The organism is Gilliamella sp. W8123 (assembly GCF_016101085.1).
GTDB classification, from domain to species: Bacteria; Pseudomonadota; Gammaproteobacteria; order Enterobacterales; family Orbaceae; genus Gilliamella; species Gilliamella apis.
Map to the genome: position 1 here is coordinate 1 of NZ_JACFRE010000010.1, position 16,949 is coordinate 16,949.

Sequence of the window (16,949 nt, forward strand, 5' to 3'; positions counted from 1 at the left end):
AGGCTTAAAATTTTAAATAAATCATAAAATTGGATTGACAAGGATATCTGATATGGATTATAATTTTCAACACGCAACACGCAACACGCAACCTGCCCAACTTATAATTTCACCTTTCTAAAGTTAAGCTCATACCGTTTATTATTTCACTGCAATCTATTCTTTCAGCGATTTCCGAAATTTCGGCAAAATTTTTCAAAATTTCTTGGTTTAGTCTTTTTATCTCGGCCGATGGTTTTGGTATTAACTATGGTTGTTTTACAGTCTATCTCTTTTTCTAATTATGCATTAACCACTAAAACGACCAATATTATTTATGGCTCAGCCCCTTATTTAACCTTTGATGGAGGTCGAACCCGGGTAACAAATACCGCAGCGCTACTCGGGATATCGCTTTCTGATGGAAGAACATTTACTCCGACAACCAATAATTCAGTAAGAAATCCTATCGAGTTACCTGTTGCTGGTCAGAGTTTTGCCGATATTGGTATGTTAGTACCAACGGATACTAATTCTATTGAATTAAGTTCACTTATTGGCACACCGTATAATTATTGGGGGGATGATGATGGCGATGGTCAGGGAGTTAATGGTATCACCGCTACCGGTCGTTTATATTTATCTATTGCTGATAAAGACAATAATCCTGTTGCCCGTAATGAAGTGCTTAATATTTGTAAAGCGCCATATAAATTAACCTTATCTAATGGTGAAGGTAGATTAACAACACGTTATGGGGTACCTAATGAAAGTCGTTTTAGTGCAGGTAATGCGACTTATTATATTAATCCTAATAAGGAAACGCCAGCGATTTGTTTTGCAAAACCTAACTTAGGGAATATAGGTCCTTCTGCTGCCGTTTATGACCGTGAGAAGGGTTTTCTAATACAATCAGTTACGCCATCGTCTTATGGTTTAAACTTTCCGACTACTGGTGCTAATAATTTGTATTTTGATTTAGATATTGTTGGTAATAATCAGGCCTTATCTTGGGAGGCAGTTTCTCATGGTGGTATTACGGCGACGATGACCGATTCAACAAGTACCAGTGTTCGAGTCACCCTAACGGGTCCTGTTGCTACACCATCGCAATGGCAATCACAATATGGAGGTAGATTCGACAAACCATCTTTACCGCAGACATTTGAGTTAGTTGGTCGAGATAGCAGTGGTAATGCGGTGGTCAAATATGGATTTGTGTTAAAGCAGTGGTTTGTTAATCGTGGTACTTATAATAAAAATAACTACAATGATATAAGATTTTGGTGCCCTAGTGGCTACCGTCTCCCAGCGGTCAAGGATTTAACTCTTGGGACTTGTACATATGAAGGAGCTTGTGTACCAGGTTTACCACCTAATAATGGGAATCACTTCCTGCGTAACATTGGTGGAGGATTGATAGCGGAATGGGGGGGGATACCCAATTACACTGGAGCCAACTTCATCTACTCCGGCTATTGGACGAAAGATAGGGTGAATAATAGTATTGGTGATAATGCAAGAATTTTTTTGGTTATCATGAGTAGAACTCAATGGGGTAGAATAATTTACTCTAATTGGGATAGAGCCACCTTCGCCGGACTCTGTGTCTATCCTTAGCTATTATTTTTTAGTTCTTAGCTATTGAAGCTGAGGATAAGAAAAATAATGTTAGGACGATAAAAACGATTTTGTGTCGCGACATTCGCAATGTGCTGACAACTGAGCGAGGTTAGCATGGCAAACAGGGATGTTTGCCAAGGCTGTGATTTGTCAGGAACAAATCACAGCCGGTGCGTTAACAGCGAACGAAGGCGGAAGGCAGTCACATCGTGACCACTTGCGTGGTCGCCGCGGGAGATTGTAAAGAGGGTTCGCGCCAACCCTCTTAACTCGGACGTAATCACCGTATAGAAATAACCACAAAACAACAAACGTCCGAAACTAAAACAACTAAAAAATTTTGAGGAACGGGGTTTTTGAAACTTAAATTCCTACTTATTGCTAACCCTTTTTTTAACTTAAAATAAAATTATTAAAAATCAATATGTTGAAAATGGCTCAAAAAAAGGGTTTTTATTGGTAAAAATGGACTTTGCCTTTTTGCCAACAACATTTATAGTATATTGGATTCTAGTTCACTACCGTGTAGGTAGCTTAGAAATATTGAGATATCAGTACTCAGACTGATATCTAGTTCACTACCGTGTAGGTAGCTTAGAAACACGGGGCATTACTAATAATCGGTGCTGTCGCTGTTCACTACCGTGTAGGTAGTTTAGAAATTATATCGTTGAACAACAGAACGGCAGAGTAAGTTCACTACCGTGTAGGTAGTAAGAAATATATAAGTGGTGGCATGGGTAACATCAAGAAGTACACTGCTTATTGAGTAGGTTAAAAATGGTGATTTTTTAAAAGGGGATAAAGGGTATATTATTTCTAATAAACAGCAAATAATCGATGCTCTTTTCGAGCTATTAGTGTTCTTCTTTACAAAAGTTAACAATTAAACCATCAAAAAAAGTTGCATGGTTTTTTGCAATCACTATACTTTTATAGCATATTTATACGAATGGATAAATTTTATGCCGTTAGGCTTAAAATTTTAAATAAATCATAAAATTGGATTGACAAGGATATCTGATATGGATTATAATTTTCAACACGCAACACGCAACACGCAACCTGCCCAACCTATAATTTCACCTCTCTAAAGTTAAGCTCACACCGTTTATTATTTCACTGCAGTTTATTATTTCAGCAATTTCCCAAATTTCCGAAATTCTCGCAAAATTTTTCAAAATTTCTTAATTTAGTCTGTTTATCCCGGCAGATGGTTTTGGTATTAACCATGGTTGTTTTACAGTCTATCTCTTTTACTAATTATGCATTAACCGCTAAAACGACCAATATTATTCAAGGTTCAGCGCCTTATTTAACCTTTGATGGTGGTCGCACCCGGGTCACAAATACCGCAGCGCTACTTGGGATATCGCTTTCTGATGGTAGAAGATTTACTCCGACAACCAATAATTCAGAAAGAAATCCTATCGTTTTACCTGTTGCTGGTCAGAGTTTTGCGGATATTGGTATGTTAGTACCAAGGAATACTAGATCTATTGCATTAAGTTCACTTATTGGCGCACCGTATAATTATTGGGGTGATGATGATGGTGATGGTCAGGGAGATAATGGTGTCACCGCTACCGGTAGTTTATGGGTATCCATTGTCGATAAAAATAATCAAGCTGTTTCCCGTAATGAAGTACTGACTATTTGTAAAGCGCCATATCAATTAACCTTATCTTATGGTGAAGGTAGATTAAAAACACGTTATGGGGTACCTAATGAAAGTCGTTTTACAGCAGGTAATGCCACTTATTATATTAATCCTAAGGCATCGCCAGCGGTTTGTTTTGCCAAACCTAACGTAGACCATATTAATAGGGGGCTTTCTGCTGCCGTTTGGGACCGTAATAAGGGTTTTCTAACACAGTCAGTTACACCATCGTCTTATGGTTTAAACTTTCCAACTACTGGTGCTCATAAGTTGTTTTTTGATTTACTTATTACCGGCACTAATCAGGCCTTATCTTGGGCTACGGTTTCTCATGGTGGTATTACGGCTACTATGACCGATTCAACAAGTACCAGCGTTAAAGTCACCCTAACAGGTCCTGCCGTTACAGACCGTAATCAATGGGCCTCAGAAAATCCAGGTAGAATCGCCAGACCATCTTTACCTCAGGTATTTGAGTTAGTCGGTCGTGATAGCAGTGGTAATGCGGTGGTCAAATATGGATTTGAGTTAAAGCAGTGGTTTGTTAATCGTGGATATGGTAGTAATTATGGATATTCCTATACCTATTCTAATACGAAATCTTGGTGTAATAAGATTGGAGAATACCGTCTTCCAAAGGCCAAGGAATTAACTAATGCGCGTTGTAATTTCAATGGTCCATATGGTTGTTTTAATAATGTAGAAGTAGTAGTTGGAACGTCTTCGTCACCCGATAATTATATGCGGCGTCACATTGGTGCAGGATTTTTCCCGGAATGGGATACGGATGGCGATGGCGGCATTTCCTCCTCAAGACATTATTATTACCCTGAGGCCAACTTCGGCGCTAAGTCATATTGGGCGGATAAGGATTCGAGTAATGATAACCGATATTTTATATGGGTTGACCCCGACGAAGGTAGAATAAAAACAATTTCTGAGTCTTATGAGCCTAACTGGCGTGTGTGCGGACTCTGTGTCTATCCTTAACTATTATTTCTTAGTTTTTAGGTATTAAAGCTGAGGATAAGAAAAATAACATTAGGACATTAAACGATCATTGCGCCCTGTCAAGGCAATGGCGTTGACGTTAACGAAGTGGGCGATAAAAAACGATTTTGTGGCGCGACATCCGCAACGTGCTGACAACTGCGTGAGGTTAGCATGGCAAACAGGGATGTTTGCCAAGGCTGTGTTTTGTCAGGAACAAATCACAGTCGGTGCGTTAAGAGCGAACGCAGGCGGAAGGCAGTCACATCGTGACCACTTGCGTAGTCGCCGCGGGAGATTGTAAAGAGGGTTGGCGCCAACCCTCTTAACTCGGACGTAATCACCGTATAGAAACAACCACAAAACAACAAAACGTCCGAAACCCAAACAACCAAGAAATTTTGAGGAACGGGGTTTTTGAAACTTAAATTCCTACTTATTGCTAACCCTTTTTTTTAACATAAAATAAAATAATTAAAAATCAATATATTAAAAAATCACTTAAAAAAAGGGTTTTTATTGGTAAAAATGGACTTTGCCTTTTTGCCAACAACATTTATAGTATATCGGATTCTAGTTCACTACCGTGTAGGCTTTTTAGTTAGTAATTAAAATGGATTTTTAGTATATAAAACTCGCTGTTCTCAAATTTATCTATGAAATAATTAAAACGCTTATATAAGCGTTTTAACTCTGATTAATATCATTATATCTACTATAAACTATTAGAACATTAATAGTTGTACAATTAAATTGCAGTCATATAGACCTGATTATTCAGTAAGTTTTTAGGATCAAACTGTTGTTTAATTGCACGCATTAATTGGCGATTTGCTTCAGGAATGGCAGCATTGTAATAACTTACTTTCGCCGTTCCGATGCCATGTTCTGCTGAAGGCAATCCTCCTAATTCAAGACATTTTTGATAAAGCGCTTGGTGAACATTTTGCAGATCAGATTGCCATTGTTTGTCATCACGATTATCACGCAAAATGCATAGATGAATGTTACCATCACCAGCATGACCAAAGGCTAACATGCGCATTTGAGTTTGTGCTTCTAGCTGTTTGGTGAAATTGATAAAATCGCTAATGCGATTTATTGGTACCACAATATCAATCGGATCTTGTTCGGTGATTGCTTCAACTGCACGTACTAGCGAACCACGAATCGTCCAGATTTGACTGGTTTGATTGCTATCTTGAGCAACAAAATAGTCACACCCGCCTAAATTTGCTAGCAGTTGTTTGCGTTGTTGTTCAATGGTTTGTAGATCGGAACCATCAAGCATAATAATTAGATAAGCTTGGCTATTTGGTAGTGGGAATTTAAAGCCTGAGTACTGTTCACCCCACTGTGCGACTTTACGTTCAACAAACTCCAATGCAGTAGGTGTAAGGGTATGTAATACGGTGGTAATACTGTTAATAGCTTGTTCAATAGTGTTAAAACCAACAATAAAAGTTTGTGATACTTTCGGTTTGGCTATCAGTTTTAAAGTACATTGTGTGATAATACCTAAAGTACCTTCACTGCCGATAAAAAGGTGTTTTAAGGCTAGTCCAGTGTTGTCTTTAACATTTTTACTGCCAATATTTAACACACTACCATCAGCCATTACAACTTCAATTGCTTGCACATAATCTCGAGTCACACCATATTTTACCGCCCGCATACCACCAGCATTAGTACTGATATTACCACCAACGGTGGCATTTTTAGCGCCCGGATCTGGCGGGTAAAAAAGGTCATGTTGTTCAACAAACTGTTGCAGGTCTTGCAGTAAAATACCCGATTGTACAGTGACGGTGAAGGTTTGCTTGTCTAGTTCCACAATATGATTCATCATCGATAAATCAAGAATAATACCGCCATTAGGAATAGTGGAACCGACTAAGTTAGTGCCAGCACCACGGGTAGTAATATTAAGATTGTTGCTATTAGCGTATTTAACAATGCCAGCTACTTCTGCTGTAGTTTTGGGGTAGACTAATATGTCGGCATAGCCATATTTTAATTTTAAACCATCAGTTAAATGCGATTGTGGAATAGCATTTTTTGCAATGATACGTTTAGGATCTGTAATAATGTCTGTGAGTTTGTTCATGCTGAATTACCGACTATTTATAACTTTTATCGAAGTGGTTAGCTAACTTGTCGCCAAGATATTGAATCACCATCACAATAAAAATAAGAATAATAATACATAAAATGAGGATTTCGGTTACATAGCGTTGATAACCATAACGAATGGCTAAGTCACCAATACCACCACCGCCAACAACCCCCGCCATTGAGCTAAAACTAATAAGCGAAATGGTGGTAACCGTTGCGTGTCGAATCAATTGTGCCATCGCTTCTGGAAATAAAATACCGAATATAATGCGGATATGCGATGCCCCACTTGCTACCGCTGCTTCTATCACCCCTTTATCTATTTGACTAAATGCATTTTCAGCTAACCTAGCATAAAATGCGATAGCTGCAAGTGAAAGAGGAAAAATTACCGCTTTGGGGCCTACAGTCGTGCCGACGAGTAACGCTCCCAAAGGTAGTACGGTAACCATTAAAATCAAAAAAGGAATTGAACGAGTGGCATTGATGATAAAATTAGCGATACTATTGATAATTCTGTTTTTGAAAAAGAATTGATTTGACATTAAAAACAGCAATAAACCTATGAGTGTACCGAATATTAGACCAGCTAATAATGACCAACTTACCATGATAAATGTTTCGTAAGCTGCTTGCCATAACATTTGCGCCATTTCGGCAATGGTGAGCTTTATCATTAATTTATTTCCTCAATAATAACTTCTTGCTGTGCTAACTTTGTTATCAGTTTTTGAATATTATCAGGTTCCCCAATAATTTCGATCACCAAATTACCTAACGCTTGGTTATCAAAATACTCTATAAAACCATGCAAGATATTGAATGCCACTTGAGTTTCAATTGCTGATTGATATAGTATTGGTTGGGTAGTGTTTTCGTTAATATAACGCAAACGTACCAATTTGCCTTTGGCATTTTGTTTGATGATATCAGGTAAATGAGTGTTTTCATCAATATTGAGAAATTCTTGCGTGAAGGGCTGTTTAGGGCAGGCAAACAGATTAAAAGTAGTATTCATTTCCACTATTTCGCCCTGTGACATTACTGCAACTCGATGACAGATCTTTTTAACCACATCGATTTCATGAGTAATGAGTACTATGGTCAATGCAAATTTTTGATTAAGCTCTTTTAATAAATCAAGTATTGCGCTAGTGGTAGTTGGATCTAATGCACTGGTCGCTTCGTCACACAATAGAATTTTTGCATCATTGGCAAGCGCTCTAGCAATGCCAACTCGCTGCTTTTGCCCACCACTGAGTTCGGCAGGGTAGGCATTAGCTTTATCACTTAACCCAACTAAAGCAAGTAATTCGTTGACTCTATTTTTTACAGTATCGCCTTTTTTTCCGGCTGCTTTGAGCACAAATGCAATATTTTCATAGACGGTTTTCGATGTCGCCAAATTAAAGTTTTGAAAAATCATCCCAACTTGAAAACGAAATGCTTGCAGTTGACGACCGTGCAAGGTTTTTATGTCAACGCCATTGATAATGATTTGTCCGGAAGAGGGATCAGCAAGTCGATTAAGGGTTCTTACTAATGTACTTTTACCTGCACCGCTCGAGCCGATAATACCGAAGATCTCACCTTGATTAACATCAAATGAGACCTTTTTTACGGCTTCAATCACTTGCTGGTTTGCTTCGAATCTTACCGAAACATCTTTTACCTGAATTAATGGGTTAGTTTGCATAATTAAAATAACTGATAATCTGGTTTTTGGAAGGTATAGAAAATACCATTTTTATCATTAATCACTTGAGCAAATTCTGGTGATTTAAGTACTTCGATAATGTCTTTGCCTAATTTATCTTTAGATTCATTGCGAATCGCAATAACATTTTTAAGATCTTTATCTAATACTTCTTGATAAAGTGCTTTTGAAAGATCTAATCCAGCACCGATGGCATAATTGCCATTAACTACTGATAAAACAGCACTATCTAAAGAACGTGGTGTTTGTGGTGCTTCAATGGGGACTATATTTAAACCATAACGATTTTCGATTACGTTGTTAGGGGTGAGATTATTTTTATCCACATTTGGATCGAGTTTAATTAATCCAGCAGCTTCTAAAATACGTAATGCTCGAGCTTCATTGGTCACGTCGTTAGCTATCGTGACTTGATCACCTTGTTTTAATTGCGAAAAGTCAGTAATTTTATTTGAATAAATTCCAGCCCCCGCAGTTGGTACAAAGCCAACAGCAGTGATATCTAAATTGCGCGCTTGTTTAAAGTTATTAAGGTAAGTTAAATGTTGAAACAAATTAACATCGATCTCTTTATTAGCTAGTGCTAAGTTTGGTTGAACATAATCGCTAAATTCACGAATTTCTACTTGATAACCTTTCTTTTCAAGACCTGGTGCGATAGCTTGTTTAAACATATCACCATATGGCCCAGCGGCAACACCTACGGTAATTTGATTTTCTTTTTTAGCATTGTCACAACCAGTTAAGACAATTAGGGACGATAAAATAGCTAAACTAGCCACAATTAGTTTTTTAAACATGATAATTTTTCCTTGAGTTTGGATAATCTTTCTAAAGCTGCAATTAGCGTTGGTTCTTGTTTTGCAAAATGGAAGCGAATATAGCGATATTCAGGGTGCTTAAAAAAGGCGGAGCCTGGCACGGCAGCTACACCAACCTCTTTAATTAGCCATTCGCAAAATTCAAAATCAGTGTTAAAAGGATTAATCTCTGAAATATCAACTAATACATAATAAGCACCTTGAGGTTCATAATAAGTAAGTCCTAAGTCATCTAATCCCTTTAAAAATAAACGACGTTTATCAGTATAGATTTGGGTTAATTTTTGGTAATAATCTTCACCTAAAGCTAATCCAGCACAAGCAGCTTTTTGTAATGGTGCTGCAGCACCAACGGTAAGAAAATCATGAATCATCTTACAACCATCAATAATTTTCTTATCAGCAATAATATAGCCAAGTCGCCAGCCAGTTATCGAATAGGTTTTCGATAGTGAGCTACAGCAAATTGTTCGCTCTTTCATATTAGGAAAACTGGCTAAATAAAGATGTTGATGTGGTGCATAAACCATATGTTCGTACACTTCATCGGTAATAATGTAAGCATCAAATTCGATAGCTAGTTGGCTAATATAGTCAAGTTCTGCTTTGGTAAATACCTTGCCACAAGGATTGCTAGGATTACATAAAATTAACGCTTTGGCTCCTTGCTCAAAAGCTTGCCGTAGTTGTTGCTTATCAAATTCAAACGTTGGTGGAATTAGCGGTACATAAATTGGCGTCGCATCAGACAAAATAGCATCCGCGCCGTAATTCTCATAAAAAGGCGAAAAGATAATCACTTTATCTTTCGGATTACAGACTGTCATCACTGCGCACATCATTGCTTCGGTACTACCGCATGTTACCAGCACATTTTCATCTGGATTGATATCAATATTCATTAAATTTTGTTGTTTTTTTGCTAATAGATGTCGAAACTCGGCCGAACCCCATGTGATTTCATATTGATGAGGGCCATCATCCGCAGCTTGTTTTAACGCATCAATTAAAGGCTTAGGTGGGTCAAAATCAGGAAACCCTTGTGATAAATTGATTGCTTGATATTGATTAGCGATCCGAGTCATCCGACGGATAACTGAATCAGAAAAGTGATCGAGTCGATTGGCTAATTTATGCATTGTTTTTTTTGTTTATTAAAATTATGAAGCAAGTGATTATAATATAAAAACTTAATTTAGCTGTTAAATAATATATTTATATATAGTTATATTTTTTTTTTATAACAAAGTTAATAATTGATATTAGTTATGCAAAAAATTTTGAGGAGAGCATTTTTTTAAACGAGAAATTTATGAAAAAAGGGAACTCATAATTTATATTTTTCTATCAAAGTAAACAAATAAACCTGTATAACTTGCTCTTATTCTACGTTAAAATAGCAATCTTATTGTTATGACATATTAAGGAATCAACCTAATGACAACTGAATTGACAACGCTTGATAAGATTAAACGACAAATTGCCGAAAATCCGATTCTTCTTTATATGAAAGGGTCGCCAAAATTACCAAGTTGTGGATTTTCAGCACAAGCGGTTCAAGTATTATCACAATGTGGCGTACCTTTTGCCTATGTCGATATTTTACAAAATCCCGATATTCGAGCTGAATTACCAAAATATGCAAATTGGCCAACTTTCCCGCAACTTTGGGTTGAAGGTGAATTAGTGGGTGGTTGTGACATTATGTTAGAAATGTTTCAGACTGGTGAATTGCAGACCTTGATCAAACAGACTGCTGAAAAACATAAACCATAATTGTTTATTTTGTCTATAAAAAAGCAGGATGTAAAAAAAGAGTGTATGTAAAAAAAGTGTATGTAAAAAGGAGAGTTCGCAACTCTCTTTTTTATTTATACTTTTGACTTTGTTTTTAATCTAATGGCTGCTCAGTTTCTGCTTTAGTTTGCTGATCGTTATGCGGTAATGGCCAACCGCCAAGTCGTTTAAAGCGATTAACTATTTCACAAAATAAAATTGCTGTTTTTTCGGTATCGTATAAGGCACTATGAGCTTGTTTATGATCGAATGGCATTTCCGCTGCTTCACACGCTTTAGCGAGAACGGTTTGACCAAACACTAATCCACTAAGCGAAGCAGTGTCAAAAGTAGCAAAAGGGTGGAAAGGATTACGTTTTATGCCTGCTCGTTCTGATGCTGCCATTAAAAAGCTATGGTCGAAATGAGCATTATGAGCAACAATAACTGCTCGGCTACAGTCATTGGCCTTAATACCATTTCTCACGAGTTTAAATATCGCTTCTAATGCAACTTTTTCATCAACTGCATCACGTAATGGATTATTAGGATCAATACCATTAAATGCTAAAGCTGTCGGCTCCAAAATTGCATTTTCAAATGGGTTTACATTGAATTGTAGTGTTTCATCGGGTGCTAAAAAGCCCTTTTCATCCATTTTTAACGTAATAGCTGCAATTTCTAAAATTGCATTTTGATTAGGATCAAAGCCTGATGTTTCAATATCAATTACAACAGGATAGAAACCACGAAAGCGTTCACATAATTTAGCGTTTGGCACAATACATTGTCTTATTTCTGCAAAAATTGTCGGCTATTATGCCAGTTTTTGCTTATTTCGACTAGATTAACCGTAATTTTTAACCAGTTCACTTTGATCAAAAAATGGAAGCGTAGGAAGCTTAAGATATTATTTGAGAAAATTTTGCTTAGATTGCCTAAGTTATTTTTTATATATGGAAATATTAAATGTCTCGCTAAAGGAATTGAATAATAATTACGATTAACTTAATTATGATAATTAAGCCTATAAAAAAACATAACAATAAATTACACAATGTTGGCTAATTTATTTAAATAATAAGTTATTTAAATAATATGATGAATGATAAATTAATTTATCATTCATCTAAGTATCAATCTTTATATTCGGCCATAAAACGATCGGCGTCATCCACCATTGATTTAATGCCTACAAAAAATGGTGTACGTTGGTGTAATTGCTCTGGTTCCATATCTAAAATTCGTTGGTATCCGTTAGTTGCTTTTCCTCCAGCTTGTTCTGCTAAAAAAGCCATTGGATTTGCTTCATATAACAAGCGGATTTTACCTTTAGGGTATTGAGCTGTATTAGGGTAGATATAGATACCACCTTTTAATAGGTTTCGATGAAAATCAGACACTAATGAACCGATATAACGTGAAGTGTAAGGGCGATGTGTCTTATCATCCTCTTCTTGGCAATACTTGATATATTTTTTGACTCCGGTAGGAAATTTAGAATAGTAACCTTCATTAATCGAATAGGTAGTTGCTTGTTTTGGGAAACGGACATTTTCATGGGATAAGCAAAAAACGCCCAATGAAGGGTCATAAGTAAAAGCATGTACACCACAACCTGTAGTATAAACTAACATAGTCGATGACCCGTAAATAATATAACCAGCAGCGACTTGTTTATAACCAGGTTGCAAAAAATCTTGTTCTGAAATAGGGGTGCCTATTTGGGTAATTCTGTGATAAATTGAAAAAATTGTACCGACCGATACATTTACATCAATATTTGATGAACCATCAAGTGGATCCATTAACACGACATATTTTCCTTCGGTTGCGCGATCTTTACCAAAAATAACCAAATTATCTTCTTCTTCAGATGCTATACCTGCTACGACTCCTCGAGCTTCAAGTGCATTTTTTAACGTTTCATTAGCAAAAACATCAAGTTTCATCTGTTTTTCACCTTGAATATTTGCTGCACCATTTTCGCCTAAAATATCAATTAATCCTGCTTTATTTATATCTCGATTAATAACCTTAGCACCTAATTTAATCGCCGAAATAAGGGCGGTTAATTCTCCTGTAGCATGAGGGAACTCTGCTTGTTTTTCAATAATAAATTCACCGAGGGTTTTCATTGTTTAATAAATCCTTTATATCAATGTTTGTATAATATAAATTTCAATAGTTAAATCGAAATCTATTTTCGATAATATACGTGAGATATTTTGAGAAAGCGACTATAATTAGCTTGTCGTTAGTTAGTTTTTTGCGTGAAAAAAGTTTAATTAATTCAAAATGTTTGATTCCATCTGTGTTTTTCATGCATAGAGCGGATTAAATTTAAAAAGTGAGGTTATTTTGCATCAATTTGAACTTCAAAGAGTCATTAATAATGAATTACAAGTGACAAGATATCATGACTATGCACCAAATGGATTACAGGTTCAAGGACGATCGGAAGTTAAAAAAATTGTGACAGGGGTCACTGCTTGCCAATTATTGTTAGATAAAGCCGTGGAACTTAATGCTGATGCGGTGTTGGTTCATCATGGCTATTTTTGGAAGAATGAACCACAAACTATTACCGGAATTAAATATCATCGTATGAAAACCTTACTCAAACATGATATTAATTTATATAGTTATCACCTGCCATTAGATGGCCATCCTGTTTTAGGTAATAATGTATTGCTAGGGCAAATGTTGGATATTGCAGTTGATAAGCGTGAGGATATTACCGATCTGTTATTCAAAGGTTCTTTACATAATCCACTTACTGCGCTTGAGTTCAAACAGAAACTCGAGCAAAAATTGCATAATGGCCAAACTTCAGTGCTATTTTGTGGTGATAATGCGCCAGCGGTAATTAATCGAGTGGCATGGTGTAGTGGTGGAGGTCAAGATTTTATTGAATCAGCTGCTCAGCAAGGCGTTGATGCTTTTTTCACTGGTGAAGTATCTGAACGTACTATTCATATTGCTCGTGAATATGGTATTAACTTTTATGCCGCTGGTCATCATGCAACTGAGCGTTGTGGTATCAAAAAATTAGGCGAATGGTTATCAGAACACTATGAGTTAGAAATTATTTTCGTTGATATTGATAATCCTGCATAACAAATGTTGAATTTAAATAAGAAATATCGCATACTTATTCGCAGTTTTTTTAATCTTTAAGTTGTTTTAACAACCAAAAATATGAGAGGTTGCTTTATGTTTACAGGAAGTCTGGTCGCACTTGTTACTCCAATGGATACGAAAGGCAATGTCGACCATGTAAGCTTAAAAAAATTGGTCGAATATCATATTGAAAGTGGTACTTCTGCTATTGTTTCAGTAGGAACTACTGGCGAATCCGCAACACTCAATCATCATGAACATATTGATGTTATTAAACGGACTATCGATTATGCTGATGGTCGCATTAATATTATTGCTGGTACTGGTTCAAATGCTACCAAAGAAGCGATCGAATTAACTCGTCAAGTTGAAAATATTGGTGTGGTAGGCTGTTTAACTGTGGCACCTTATTATAATAAACCAACCCAAGAAGGCCTATACCAACATTTTAAAGCTATCGCAGAGAATACCGCATTACCGCAAATCCTTTATAATGTACCAGGTCGAACTTGTAGTGATATTAAGCCAGAAACTGTAGGTCGGTTAGCAAAAATTAACAATATTGTGGCATTAAAGGATGCAACAGGCGATCTTTCTCGTGTATACAAAACGCGTAAATTGGTTGGCGATGAGTTTAAGTTATTAAGTGGTGATGATGCAACTTTCTTAGATTTCATTATTTTAGGGGGTAATGGGGTTATTTCTGTTACCGCTAATGTGGCAGCCAAACAAGTAGCAACGGTTTATGAGTTGGCAATTAATAATCAAATTCAACAAGCTAGAGCTTTAAATGATACTTTAATGGCGTTACATACAAATTTATTTATTGAACCTAATCCAACTCCTGCAAAATGGGCTTGTACCCGATTAGGTTTAATGGCAAATGGCACTATACGTTTACCATTAGTCCCATTAAGTGATGCAGCTATTCCGGTAGTTGAGCAAGCATTAAAAGATGCTAATTTACTGTAAAATTAACTATAACCCTTAATTTATAAGCAGGAATTTATGTTGAATAAAACTGTATTAAAATGCAAAGCCTTTAAAAAAATAGCTATTTTATCTGCATTTGCTTCTATATTTCTTGTTGGCTGTAGTAGTGATCAAAGTTATAAACGAGAAGTTGAAGGTAATGATGACTACCTTAACTCACCGCCCTTAAAAGCGTTAGTTATTCCTGAAGGTGTTTCTGTACCAGTAGAAGCCGGTGATTTTTATGTCGATAACAACGATATTGAAGGTGCATTAGGTAAACAACTTGATATTCGTCCACCGACGGTGCCGATTCCTACAATTGATGATGCGTTTGTGATTTATAATAATGGAACGGTAACGTTCAATGCACCAATTAGTTATGGTATTTGGAATAATATCCCAAACTCATTAGCGAAACAAAATATTTCGATTATCACAAGTGACAATAATACGATTAAAACAGGTAATTCTATTATTGCTCGAGGTGATGAACAACAACCGGTTGATGCATCATATATTTTTAAACGTCAAATATTAGGTGAAACAGAAACAATTACCATGGTGTTGGATACATTAACACGCGGTAATGAAAATCTTATGTCGCAACCGATCGAAGTTCAGCGTTATGTCGTTGGATTATTTAATCAAATAATGGATGATGTCGCTCCTGAATCGCTACGAACCGTACCGGTTAAAGAAAAAACAGATGAAGACAAAAAAGATGATAAAGAATCAGATCCAAATAAAACGTTAAAAGAAGATCTTAAAGATGAGATCCGTGATAGCATCAGAAACGATCGCTAATTTAACGATCCGATTATTTATCATCTAAATGAGTTAAAACAGCATAAAACCTATTTAACCCAATAGTGGAGTAACTTTTGGTTAACTTTATTGATACTATAATGGAAGATTATACAATAAGGTAACAATACTTGATTTGAAATTAAGGGGCGAATAGCTCCTTAATTATTTATTGGCAATTTGATATAAGGTTATAAACATGAAGAAGTTGGCTGAGCTTTATCGTGGTAAAGCAAAAACTGTTTACACCACTGACAATCCTGATTTATTAATACTTGAGTTTCGTAATGATACGTCGGCCTTTGATGGACTGCGCATTGAGCAGTTAGATCGTAAGGGGATGGTGAATAATAAATTTAACTATTTTATTATGACAAAGTTGCGAGAAGCAGGTATTCCAACTCAAGTTGAAGCCCTATTATCAGACAATGAAGTATTAGTTAAAAAACTTGATATGGTACCAGTTGAATGTGTGGTGCGTAACCGTGCTGCTGGTTCATTAGTTAAACGTTTAGGTGTTGAAGAGGGCAAAATCCTTAATCCACCAACATTTGAACTTTTCTTAAAAAATGATGCACTACATGACCCAATGGTTAATGAGTCACACTGTAAATCCTTCGGTTGGGCCTCTGACGAACAGTTAGCTACCATGAAGGAGCTTAGCTTTAAAATCAATACCGTTTTAACTGAACTATTTGATAAAGCGGGCTTAATTCTGGTTGATTATAAGTTAGAGTTTGGTTTATTTAAGGGTGAAATTACTTTAGGTGATGAGTTCTCGCCAGATGGTTGTCGTCTATGGGAAAAAGAAACCTTGAAAAAAATGGATAAAGATCGCTTCCGTCAAGGCCTTGGTGGTGTTATTGAGGCTTATGAAGAGGTTGCCAAACGTATTGGTGTTCCACTTTAATGTTTGCCCAATTTGATATCTCTTTCTTTCTTTTATTAGGTTTAGCTGCACTGTGTTATATTACGAATAATAACACAGTGACCTTTGCGGTGTTGCTACTGTTGTTATTTAAATTAACACCACTAGCAAGCTATTTTCCGTTCTTAAATCAATATGGCTTAACCATTGGTATTGTTATCTTAACCGCAGCAATGATGGTTCCTTTGGCTGATGGATCATTAAAAATCACTGAAATTTTAAAATCATTTACTACTTGGCAATCGATTTTAGCGATTTTAGTTGGTATCTTGGTGTCATGGTTAGGTACTCGAGGAATATCATTAATTGGTGCACATCCCACTATTGTTAATGGTTTAATTATTGGTACCTTGATTGGGGTTGCTTTTTTCAAAGGCGTGCCAGTTGGACCTTTAATTGCAGCTGGTATATTGTCACTACTAATTGGAAAAAGTTAAT

General features: G+C 36.3%; 15 protein-coding genes. 8 read left to right on the plus strand and 7 right to left on the minus strand.

Annotated elements, in window-relative coordinates:
* Positions 1 to 249 precede the first annotated feature (249 nt).
* Positions 250 to 1,599, plus strand: a complete 1,350-nt coding sequence (locus H3T56_RS10725) for a hypothetical protein (RefSeq protein ID WP_198192960.1) — start codon at positions 250 to 252, stop codon at positions 1,597 to 1,599.
* 1,234 nt (positions 1,600 to 2,833) lie between these two features.
* Positions 2,834 to 4,252 carry a hypothetical protein gene (locus H3T56_RS10730; protein ID WP_198192961.1) on the plus strand — a complete coding sequence of 473 codons (1,419 nt, stop codon included), beginning with the start codon at positions 2,834 to 2,836 and terminating at the stop codon, positions 4,250 to 4,252.
* Between the two features lie 748 nt (positions 4,253 to 5,000).
* Here the strand turns inward: H3T56_RS10730 and H3T56_RS10735 are convergent.
* Genes H3T56_RS10735 through H3T56_RS10755 form a run of 5 tightly spaced genes read right to left on the minus strand, consistent with a single transcriptional unit; the run spans position 5,001 to position 10,044 of the window.
* On the minus strand, positions 5,001 to 6,359 hold the full coding sequence (locus H3T56_RS10735; protein WP_198192962.1) for an FAD-binding oxidoreductase: 1,359 nt from the start codon (positions 6,357 to 6,359) through the stop codon (positions 5,001 to 5,003).
* Positions 6,360 to 6,372: 13 nt separating this feature from the next.
* Positions 6,373 to 7,044, minus strand: a complete 672-nt coding sequence (locus tag H3T56_RS10740) for a methionine ABC transporter permease (RefSeq protein ID WP_366939966.1) — start codon at positions 7,042 to 7,044, stop codon at positions 6,373 to 6,375.
* Complete coding sequence (locus tag H3T56_RS10745; protein WP_086361263.1) at positions 7,044 to 8,063, minus strand: methionine ABC transporter ATP-binding protein; 1,020 nt, start codon at positions 8,061 to 8,063, stop codon at positions 7,044 to 7,046. Before H3T56_RS10745 ends, H3T56_RS10740 begins: the two co-directional genes overlap by 1 nt.
* A 2-nt stretch (positions 8,064 to 8,065) precedes the next feature.
* The gene (locus H3T56_RS10750; protein WP_034904026.1) at positions 8,066 to 8,884 is read right to left on the minus strand and encodes a MetQ/NlpA family ABC transporter substrate-binding protein; all 819 of its coding nucleotides are present in this window, start codon (positions 8,882 to 8,884) and stop codon (positions 8,066 to 8,068) included.
* Positions 8,869 to 10,044 carry a pyridoxal phosphate-dependent aminotransferase gene (locus H3T56_RS10755; protein ID WP_198192964.1) on the minus strand — a complete coding sequence of 392 codons (1,176 nt, stop codon included), beginning with the start codon at positions 10,042 to 10,044 and terminating at the stop codon, positions 8,869 to 8,871. Before H3T56_RS10755 ends, H3T56_RS10750 begins: the two co-directional genes overlap by 16 nt.
* 310 nt (positions 10,045 to 10,354) lie before the next feature.
* Here H3T56_RS10755 and H3T56_RS10760 point away from each other — a divergent pair, with 310 nt between their 5' ends.
* On the plus strand, positions 10,355 to 10,681 hold the full coding sequence (locus tag H3T56_RS10760; protein WP_034903461.1) for a Grx4 family monothiol glutaredoxin: 327 nt from the start codon (positions 10,355 to 10,357) through the stop codon (positions 10,679 to 10,681).
* Between the two features lie 115 nt (positions 10,682 to 10,796).
* On the opposite strand, the gene rnt is transcribed toward H3T56_RS10760, so the two are convergent.
* Together rnt and fbp are read right to left on the minus strand one after the other, a co-directional pair.
* On the minus strand, positions 10,797 to 11,462 hold the full coding sequence (rnt, locus tag H3T56_RS10765; protein WP_199283322.1) for a ribonuclease T: 666 nt from the start codon (positions 11,460 to 11,462) through the stop codon (positions 10,797 to 10,799).
* A gap of 355 nt (positions 11,463 to 11,817) precedes the next feature.
* A complete protein-coding gene (gene fbp, locus H3T56_RS10770; RefSeq protein WP_034903444.1) occupies positions 11,818 to 12,819 on the minus strand; it encodes a class 1 fructose-bisphosphatase in 1,002 nt (333 codons plus the stop codon).
* A gap of 223 nt (positions 12,820 to 13,042) precedes the next feature.
* Here fbp and H3T56_RS10775 point away from each other — a divergent pair, with 223 nt between their 5' ends.
* From H3T56_RS10775 to H3T56_RS10795, 5 genes are all read left to right on the plus strand, one after another.
* Positions 13,043 to 13,801, plus strand: coding sequence for a Nif3-like dinuclear metal center hexameric protein (locus tag H3T56_RS10775; protein WP_198192966.1), 759 nt, complete (start codon positions 13,043 to 13,045; stop codon positions 13,799 to 13,801).
* Positions 13,802 to 13,897: 96 nt separating this feature from the next.
* The gene (dapA, locus tag H3T56_RS10780) at positions 13,898 to 14,776 is read left to right on the plus strand and encodes a 4-hydroxy-tetrahydrodipicolinate synthase (RefSeq protein ID WP_034903451.1); all 879 of its coding nucleotides are present in this window, start codon (positions 13,898 to 13,900) and stop codon (positions 14,774 to 14,776) included.
* A 36-nt stretch (positions 14,777 to 14,812) separates the two neighbouring features.
* Positions 14,813 to 15,583 (plus strand): outer membrane protein assembly factor BamC, encoded by a 771-nt coding sequence (gene bamC, locus H3T56_RS10785; RefSeq protein ID WP_065614263.1) that lies wholly within the window; start codon positions 14,813 to 14,815, stop codon positions 15,581 to 15,583.
* 199 nt (positions 15,584 to 15,782) lie between these two features.
* Complete coding sequence (purC, locus tag H3T56_RS10790; protein ID WP_198192967.1) at positions 15,783 to 16,493, plus strand: phosphoribosylaminoimidazolesuccinocarboxamide synthase; 711 nt, start codon at positions 15,783 to 15,785, stop codon at positions 16,491 to 16,493.
* A complete protein-coding gene (locus tag H3T56_RS10795) occupies positions 16,493 to 16,948 on the plus strand; it encodes a DUF441 domain-containing protein (RefSeq protein ID WP_198192969.1) in 456 nt (151 codons plus the stop codon). The genes purC and H3T56_RS10795 overlap by 1 nt, the downstream gene beginning before the upstream one ends.
* Position 16,949: the final 1 nt, after the last annotated feature.

Bases quoted from the DNA above. Each gene is read 5' to 3' on its own strand.
- H3T56_RS10745 (WP_086361263.1), bottom strand. From the start codon at position 8,063: ATGCAAACTAACCCATTAATTCAGGTAAAAGATGTTTCGGTAAGATTC.
- purC (WP_198192967.1), top strand. From the start codon at position 15,783: ATGAAGAAGTTGGCTGAGCTTTATCGTGGTAAAGCAAAAACTGTTTAC.
- H3T56_RS10795 (WP_198192969.1), top strand. From the start codon at position 16,493: ATGTTTGCCCAATTTGATATCTCTTTCTTTCTTTTATTAGGTTTAGCT.
- H3T56_RS10725 (WP_198192960.1), top strand. From the start codon at position 250: ATGGTTGTTTTACAGTCTATCTCTTTTTCTAATTATGCATTAACCACT.
- H3T56_RS10735 (WP_198192962.1), bottom strand. From the start codon at position 6,359: ATGAACAAACTCACAGACATTATTACAGATCCTAAACGTATCATTGCA.
- dapA (WP_034903451.1), top strand. From the start codon at position 13,898: ATGTTTACAGGAAGTCTGGTCGCACTTGTTACTCCAATGGATACGAAA.
- fbp (WP_034903444.1), bottom strand. From the start codon at position 12,819: ATGAAAACCCTCGGTGAATTTATTATTGAAAAACAAGCAGAGTTCCCT.
- H3T56_RS10750 (WP_034904026.1), bottom strand. From the start codon at position 8,884: ATGTTTAAAAAACTAATTGTGGCTAGTTTAGCTATTTTATCGTCCCTA.
- bamC (WP_065614263.1), top strand. From the start codon at position 14,813: ATGTTGAATAAAACTGTATTAAAATGCAAAGCCTTTAAAAAAATAGCT.
- H3T56_RS10730 (WP_198192961.1), top strand. From the start codon at position 2,834: ATGGTTGTTTTACAGTCTATCTCTTTTACTAATTATGCATTAACCGCT.
- H3T56_RS10740 (WP_366939966.1), bottom strand. From the start codon at position 7,044: ATGATAAAGCTCACCATTGCCGAAATGGCGCAAATGTTATGGCAAGCA.
- H3T56_RS10755 (WP_198192964.1), bottom strand. From the start codon at position 10,044: ATGCATAAATTAGCCAATCGACTCGATCACTTTTCTGATTCAGTTATC.